The organism is Pantoea sp. UBA6567 (genome assembly GCF_002434165.1).
GTDB lineage: Bacteria > Pseudomonadota > Gammaproteobacteria > Enterobacterales > Enterobacteriaceae > Pantoea > Pantoea eucrina.
In genome coordinates this window covers 170,914-178,494 of sequence record NZ_DJJN01000012.1, presented here as the reverse complement: position 1 = coordinate 178,494, position 7,581 = coordinate 170,914, and the positions used below count along the sequence as shown (strand labels likewise).

The following is a 7,581-nucleotide window of genomic DNA, read 5'->3' as shown; positions in this document are numbered from 1 at the left end:
ACTGCCAGGCATCCAATTAAAGCGTGCTGATATGGCTCAGTTGGTAGAGCGCACCCTTGGTAAGGGTGAGGTCCCCAGTTCGACTCTGGGTATCAGCACCAGTTTTAAAAAAAGCATGAGTTCGGGTAAAAGAATTTGCCTGGCGGCACTAGCGCGGTGGTCCCACCTGACCCCATGCCGAACTCAGAAGTGAAACGCCGTAGCGCCGATGGTAGTGTGGGGCCTCCCCATGCGAGAGTAGGGAACTGCCAGGCACCAAACACAGAAGCCCTGAACGAAAGTTCAGGGCTTTTTTGTTTTTGCCTGGCAGGATAAAAACGCGCAGCCATAAAAAAGCCCCTGCTGCATGGCAGGGGCAGAGCTAAGGGCGCTGAGATCAGTGAATAACCTGCGACAGAAACGCGCGGGTACGCTCTGAGCGTGGATTAGCGAAGAACTCCTCTGGCGGCGCCATCTCTACGATCTCTCCCCGATCCATAAAGATCACCCGGTCAGCCACCGTACGTGCAAATCCCATTTCATGCGTCACACACAGCATGGTCATGCCATCTTCTGCCAGGCCAATCATGGTATCCAGCACCTCTTTTACCATCTCAGGATCAAGGGCTGAAGTCGGCTCGTCAAACAGCATAATTTTGGGTTTCATACAGAGCGAACGGGCTATCGCCACACGTTGCTGCTGACCACCAGAGAGCTGTCCCGGAAACTTATGTGCATGTTCGGCGATGCGCACCCGCTCAAGGTAGTGCATCGCCAGCGCTTCCGCCTCCTTCTTCGGCATCTTTCTCACCCAGACAGGGGCCAGCGTGCAGTTCTGCAGAACGGTAAGATGCGGGAACAGATTAAAGTGCTGAAACACCATGCCGACTTCGGTGCGTACCCGTTCGATGTTACGCACGTCATCGTTAAGATGAATACCGTCCACGACGATACGTCCCTGCTGATGCTCTTCCAGATGGTTGATACAGCGAATAGTGGTCGATTTTCCTGAGCCTGACGGGCCGCAGAGTACAATGCGCTCACGCGGTTTAACCTGCAGATTAATATCCTTAAGCACGTGAAACTGTCCGTACCACTTGTTCACGTTTTCGAGCGTAATCATCATAGCGTTAGCCGCCGTCGTTATTGTGGATGTCATAGTAAACCTCAGTGCGCTTTACGCCCGGTGTGAAAACGCTTCTCCAGATACTGGCTATAGCGCGACATGCTAAAACAGAAAATCCAGTAGACCAGTGCAGCAAAGACATAGCCTTCTGTGGACATGCCCAGCCATGCAGGATCGACCGTGGCCTGCTGCACGCTGCTGAACAGATCAAACAGGCCGATAATGATCACCAGACTGGTATCTTTGAAGAGTGCGATAATGGTATTCACCAGTCCGGGGATCGTGAGCTTAAGTGCCTGCGGCAGGATCACCAGCGCCTGCGTCCGCCAGTATCCCAGTGCCAGCGATTCAGCCGCTTCATACTGGCCTTTTGGCAGTGCCTGCAGACCGCCGCGCACCACTTCCGCCACATAGGCGGACTGAAACAGAATCACGCCAACCAGCGCCCGAACCAGTTTGTCGATAGTCGTGCCTTCCGCCATAAACAGCGGCAGCATGACAGAGGACATAAACAGCACGGTGATCAGCGGTACGCCACGCCAGAACTCAATAAAAATAACGGATAGCGTACGCACCACCGGCAGGTTTGAGCGCCGGCCCAGTGCCAGCAGAATACCCAGCGGTAATGCGCCGGCGATACCAACGGATGCGATAATCAGCGTCAGCGTCAGGCCGCCCCACTGACGGGTTTCCACCCGCTCCAGACCAAAATAGCCGCCATAAAGCAGTAGCCACACCGCGATCGGATAGAGCACCGCCCAGCAGGCCAGATAGCGGCCACGGCGCGGCATGGCGCGGATAAAGAGCGGAATGACTGACAGTAAACCGATAACCAGAGCCAGGTTGATTCGCCAGCGCAGTTCGTGCGGATAAAGTCCATACATAAACTGACCAAAGCGCGCATGGATAAACACCCAGCAGGCCCCCGCTTTAGTGCAGTCAGCACGGGTTTCACCCAGCCAGTTTGCCTGAAATATCAGCCAGTTCAGTGCCGGTGGAATAACACTCCAGATGAGCCACAAACTGACCAGCGTAAGCAGGGTATTCAGCCAGCCGGAAAAGAGATTTTTGCGCGCCCAGCTCCAGCTCTTCTGCAGCAGATTACTGCTTACCGGCGGCGTTTCATGCGTTGTCACAGACATAGTGTTTCGTTCTCTTAACGCTCAACCAGCGCAATTTTGCGGTTATAGAGGTTCATCAGCAGGGAAATGGTCAGGCTGATGATGAGATAAACCGCCATGGTAATCGCAATGGTTTCTATTGCCTGGCCGGTCTGATTAAGCACCGTACCGGCAAAAAGCGACACCATATCGGGGTAGCCGATAGCGGCGGCCAGCGACGAGTTTTTGACTACGTTTAAATACTGACTGGTCAGCGGAGGAATAATGACGCGCATCGCCTGAGGAATAATGACCTGACGTAGCGTCACGGGATTCGGCAGTCCCAGCGAGCGCGCTGCTTCACTCTGGCCATGTGGTACTGACTGAATACCGGCGCGGATCACCTCAGCAATAAATGAAGAGGTATAAATAGAGAGCGCCACCGTCAGCGCCGCCAGCTCTGGGATCATCACAAAGCCACCGCGGAAATTGAATCCGCGTAGCTCAGGCACATCCCAGTGCACGCCCGCGCCGAACAGGGTATGAGCAATCAGCGGCAGCAGCACAATGAGCCCGGCTGCAGCGGGCCAGGTACGACGCAGCTGACCGGTTTTCAGCTGATGTTTACGATTAAAGCGAAACAGCGCCAGGCTGGCGATAATGCTTAACGCCAGCGCAACCAGAAACGGCAGCGTACCAGGTGCATACTGGGGCCATGGAATATACAAGCCACGATTGCTGACAAAGGCGAGGTCAAAGGCGTTTAGCGCCTGGCGCGGACCCGGCAGATTACGCAGTACGGCAAAGTACCAGAAGAAAATCTGCAGCAGCGGCGGAATATTACGGAACGTCTCAATATAAATGGCAGAGAGCTTACGCAGCAGCCAGTTATCGGACAGGCGCGCCAGGCCTACCGCAAAGCCAAGCAGGGATGCAAAGACGATGCAAAGTGCAGAGACCAGCAGGGTATTGGTCAGCCCGACCATAAAGACCCGGGCGTAGGTATCTCCCTCGGTGTAGTCAATCAGATGCTGAACAATACCAAAACCGGCACTGCGCTCCAGAAAGCCAAAACCTGACGTAATGCCGCGGTTAGCCAGATTGATAATGGTGTTGTGGATTAAATATCCCACCACGGCCACTACCGCAATAATCGCGACAAACTGGTAAAGCCAGGCGCGAACCGCAGGGTTACCGAATGAAAAATCCCTTTTCACGGTTGGGCGTTGCGACATGTTGAAACCTCAATGATAGATACGCGTGGGCACCGCAGGACGCGGTGCCCGACTGGCACAGCAGTAAATCAGCGCACCGGCGGTGCGTACTGAATACCGCCCTGATTCCAGAGCGCATTCTGTCCGCGTGCGATTTTCAGCGCGCTATCTTTACCGACGTTGCGGTCAAAAATTTCCTGATAGTTGCCCACCTGCTTGATGATGTTATAGGCCCACTTGTTATCAAGTTTCAGGTCTTTACCAAAGTCGCCTTCTGCACCCAGCAGATGCGCCATGTCAGGCGTGGTCGGTTTTGCTGCCATCTGATCGACGTTCTTTGAGCTGATGCCCATCTCTTCGGCATTCAGCATGGCAAACAGCGACCACTTAACAATCGTAAACCAGTCGTCGTCACCGCGACGTACCAGCGGCCCGAGCGGCTCTTTGGAGATCACTTCCGGCAGTACAATAAATTCGTCAGGCTTGCCCAGCTTGATACGCAGCGCATAGAGCTGGGATTGATCGGAGGAGAGTGTATCGCAGCGGCCGCTATCAAGTGCTTTGGCTGACTCATCGGAGCGGTCAAAGGTGACCGGGGTGTACTGCATTTTATTCGCTTTGAAATAGTCGGCGACATTGAGTTCGGTATCGGTACCCGCCTGAATACAGACCGTTGCGCCATCCAGCTCTTTGGCACTTTTCAGTCCCGCTTTCTTATGCGTCAGGAAGCCAATGCCGTCATAGTAATTTACGCCGGCAAACAGAAAGCCCATTCCGCCATCGCGTGAAGAGGTCCAGGTAGTATTACGCGACAGGATATCCACTTCGCCCGACTGCAGCGCAGTGAAGCGCTCTTTAGCCGTCAGCGGGGTATATTTAACTTTGCCGGCATCGCCAAACACGGCAGCGGCGGCGGCACGGCAGACATCCACATCAATACCCGTGAATTTGCCGCTGGCATCTGCGTACGAGAAACCAGGCAGTCCATCACTGATCCCACACTGCACAAACCCTTTCTTTTTAATTGCGTCCAGAGTGGTACCTGCATGCGCCTGCTGAGTCACGCTCAGCAGCGTGGCAGCGGCAATCAGGGTGGAGAGCATCATCTTTTTCATAAAGCATCCTGTGTGGCGGTTCGTCTGTTGTTATTGTGGTGCGCACTTTGTAGTGCACTGCTGTCTGTCGGTGGCAATTAGCCATCCAGCCTGTTGCAAAGCTGATGCCAGGTTTGCAGCGGGCTGAATTCTTCAGGAAAGAGCGTCAGAAAAGGGCAGGAAGTAACGTGCGGTTACTATCGCGCACCAAAAGGCGGCATGACGAGTCGCCGCGATCACAAATAGTGCAAATAGTTTCACTATTGGAGCGCAGTGTGAGCTACCGCTCATTAGCCGGACCAGTTAATGCCGCTATGGGTAAACGCAGCAGTGACCGGGGATAGTGGCAGGCACGTGTGAACAGCCCGCAGATTTACGCAGGAGAGGGAGCAGGAAAAATGACGCAGGAGATTGCAACGATAGTTACCATTCAGGCGGTAACTGTTTCACCTGAGGTGATGAGCGGAAGCGGCGACAGAAACAAAAACGCCAGCCCGGAGGCTGGCGTTATCGCAGCAACGAACAATTAGTTCATGCCGTATTTTTTCAGCTTCTTACGCAGAGTACCACGGTTGATACCCATCATCAGGGCTGCACGGGTCTGGTTGCCACGGGTATACTGCATTACCATGTCCAACAGAGGCTGCTCAACTTCAGCCAGTACCAGCTCATACAGATCACTAACATCCTGACCATTCAGTTGAGCAAAATAGTTCTTCAGTGCCTGTTTAACCGAATCACGCAGTGGCTTTTGGGTCACCTGATCCTGTGAGTTAACGGTAGAAACGGTCAGTACGTCAGAATTTACGCGTTGTTCGAACATAGTTCTTTCAGCTCTTTATTTCGTTTACGCAAGATTTTCGAAGTATGCCTCCAACGCCTCCAGCTGTTCGCTGGCATCCTCAATGGCGTTGAATGTGCGCCGAAACTGGTCGTCAGGGGCACTTTCCTGCAAATACCAGGAAACGTGTTTTCGGGCAATACGGTATCCCTTGCGCTGACCGTAAAAGTCGTGCAGCTCCCGTATATGTCCAATCAGCATTTGCTTCACCTCTGCCAGCGGCTTTGGTGCAAGCAGCTCCCCTGTGTCCAGATAATGCTGGATTTCCCGGAAGATCCACGGTCTTCCCTGAGCAGCACGTCCTACCATCAGAGCATCTGCCCCGGTGTAGTCGAGCACTGCCCTGGCTTTATGCGGGTCAGTTATGTCCCCATTCGCGATAATCGGAATGGAAACGCTCTGCTTAACTGTCCGAATGCTGTCGTATTCAGCCTGCCCCTCAAACAAACAGGCGCGGGTGCGTCCATGAATGGTGAGAGCCTGAATGCCACAACGTTCAGCCAATTGGGCAATCTCTGTACAATTACGATTTTCTTTGTCCCAGCCGGTGCGAATCTTCAGCGTAACCGGTACGTCTACTGCATTAACGACCGCACGGAGAATCGATTCTACCAGTTGCGGATGCTGCAGCAGCGCGGAGCCAGCCATCTTACGATTCACTTTTTTAGCCGGACAACCCATATTGATATCGATAACCTGCGCGCCAGACGCAACGTTAATTCGCGCGGCGGCAGCCATCTCATCGGGATCGCAGCCAGCAATTTGCACGGCACGAATGCCGGGCTCGTCACTATGCACCATACGCAGCCGGGATTTGTCACTGGCCCAGACTTCCGGGTTAGATGACAGCATCTCGGAGACAGTCATACCGGCGCCGTTCTCGTAACAGAGTGTGCGAAATGGCTTGTCGGTTACTCCGGCCATAGGCGCAGCAATGAGGCGATTACGTAGCTGGTGGTGTCCAATGCGCATGAAAAAAGAAGTGACCCTAACTGTTCGCAAGGCGGCGTATATTACGCATTTTTTCCGGAAGATGAAAGGCCAAACTTTGAACAACAGCCTCTTAACATTAAAGCGTCTGCGCTGCCATCAACCCGCCTCTCATAATAGTCTTTTAAAATCATTAGGTTAAATATTTAAGGCGAAATTGTGAACAAACATTTTTCTGAATTCAGACCGCAAAACGCGATATAAAAGCCGCGATTTTAACGAATTAACCACAGAATTAACGGCTATTTGCGCAAATTTAATACAAAATTATTCTGTCCGAAGGCAGTGCCGGTGCCGCATGCTATCTGTTCCGAAGAAACCCCAGGCTTGCGCTTGCAGACCTGGGGTAAAAACTAACGCAGGCGTCCGGTAATACGGCACCACTCTTCTTTCTCCGCGACCGGATCAAGCGCGAAGCGCTCAGCATAAGCTTCACAGACGCTTTCTGCCTGACTGGCCAGTACGCCAGAGAGGCCAAGGTCGCCGCCTGTTTTTGGCAGAACGCCAATCAGCGGTGCCAGTTCGCGCAGCGGGCCCGCCAGAATGTTGGCGACCACCACGTCAGCCTGCAGGTTTTCAGGCTGCTGATGCGGCAAGTAGAGCGACAGGCGATCTGCCACGCCGTTGCGTTCAGCATTATCACGGCTCGCCTGAATGGCCTGCGGATCGATATCGATCCCAATCGCCTGTGCGGCACCCAGCTTGAGCGCGGCGATCGCCAGAATGCCGGAGCCGCAGCCAAAGTCGATCACCGTTTTGCCCTGCAGATCGAGACCATCCAGCCAGCTCAGGCAGAGTGACGTGGTAGGGTGAGTTCCGGTGCCGAAGGCCAGGCCGGGATCGAGCATGACGTTGACCGCGTCCGGATCGGGAACATCCCGCCAGCTTGGACAGATCCACAGGCGTTCACCAAAGCGCATCGGATGGAAGTTGTCCATCCACTCGCGCTCCCAGTCTTTATCTTCGATCTGCTCGATCTTGTAGTGAAAGGTCGATCCCGGCACCGGCTGCAGACGCAGTGCGGCTACCACCTCATCCATATCACTTTCGGCGTCAAACAGGCCAATGACATCAGTATCACCCCACAGTCGGGTTTCACCCGGAAGAGGTTCATACACCGGATTGTCGTGCGTGTCCTGAAACGTCACCGAGACGGCACCCACTTCCATCAGAGCATCGCTCAGCGGCTCAGCCTGTTCTCCGGTGCTGTTAATCTTGATTTGAATCCATGGCATAG

8 protein-coding genes, 1 tRNA gene and 1 rRNA gene are annotated in these 7,581 nt (G+C 53.9%); 3 read left to right on the top strand and 7 right to left on the bottom strand.

Features of this window, described 5'->3' with window-relative positions:
* The first annotated feature begins 25 nt into the window (after positions 1–25).
* Positions 26–101: transfer RNA gene (locus B4M48_RS18005), tRNA-Thr, on the top strand.
* Between the two features lie 37 nt (positions 102–138).
* A 5S ribosomal RNA gene (rrf, locus tag B4M48_RS18000) occupies positions 139–254 on the top strand.
* 122 nt (positions 255–376) lie between these two features.
* Here the strand turns inward: rrf and B4M48_RS17995 are convergent.
* The 4 genes from B4M48_RS17995 to B4M48_RS17980 all read right to left on the bottom strand — a co-directional run bounded on the left by B4M48_RS17995 (position 377) and on the right by B4M48_RS17980 (position 4,534).
* Complete coding sequence (locus B4M48_RS17995) at positions 377–1,138, bottom strand: amino acid ABC transporter ATP-binding protein (protein WP_071669154.1); 762 nt, start codon at positions 1,136–1,138, stop codon at positions 377–379.
* Between the two features lie 8 nt (positions 1,139–1,146).
* Complete coding sequence (locus tag B4M48_RS17990; protein WP_071669155.1) at positions 1,147–2,247, bottom strand: amino acid ABC transporter permease; 1,101 nt, start codon at positions 2,245–2,247, stop codon at positions 1,147–1,149.
* A gap of 14 nt (positions 2,248–2,261) precedes the next feature.
* Positions 2,262–3,440: an amino acid ABC transporter permease gene (locus tag B4M48_RS17985; protein ID WP_071669156.1), complete on the bottom strand. Its 1,179-nt coding sequence runs from the start codon at positions 3,438–3,440 to the stop codon at positions 2,262–2,264.
* Positions 3,441–3,508: 68 nt separating this feature from the next.
* On the bottom strand, positions 3,509–4,534 hold the full coding sequence (locus B4M48_RS17980; protein ID WP_071669157.1) for an amino acid ABC transporter substrate-binding protein: 1,026 nt from the start codon (positions 4,532–4,534) through the stop codon (positions 3,509–3,511).
* 377 nt (positions 4,535–4,911) lie between these two features.
* On the opposite strand from B4M48_RS17980, the gene B4M48_RS17975 reads away from it, so the two are divergent.
* Positions 4,912–5,043 (top strand): hypothetical protein, encoded by a 132-nt coding sequence (locus B4M48_RS17975; RefSeq protein ID WP_255402078.1) that lies wholly within the window; start codon positions 4,912–4,914, stop codon positions 5,041–5,043.
* Here B4M48_RS17975 and fis read toward each other — a convergent pair.
* From fis to prmA, 3 genes are all read right to left on the bottom strand, one after another.
* Positions 5,040–5,336: a DNA-binding transcriptional regulator Fis gene (gene fis, locus B4M48_RS17970; protein ID WP_003855228.1), complete on the bottom strand. Its 297-nt coding sequence runs from the start codon at positions 5,334–5,336 to the stop codon at positions 5,040–5,042. The two genes, B4M48_RS17975 and fis, sit on opposite strands and share 4 nt — an antisense overlap.
* A 24-nt stretch (positions 5,337–5,360) precedes the next feature.
* Entirely contained in the window at positions 5,361–6,326 is a 966-nt protein-coding gene (gene dusB, locus B4M48_RS17965; RefSeq protein ID WP_039380734.1) for a tRNA dihydrouridine synthase DusB, read from the bottom strand.
* 371 nt (positions 6,327–6,697) lie between these two features.
* Positions 6,698–7,579, bottom strand: a complete 882-nt coding sequence (prmA, locus tag B4M48_RS17960) for a 50S ribosomal protein L11 methyltransferase (protein ID WP_071669158.1) — start codon at positions 7,577–7,579, stop codon at positions 6,698–6,700.
* Between the last annotated feature and the right edge of the window lie 2 nt (positions 7,580–7,581).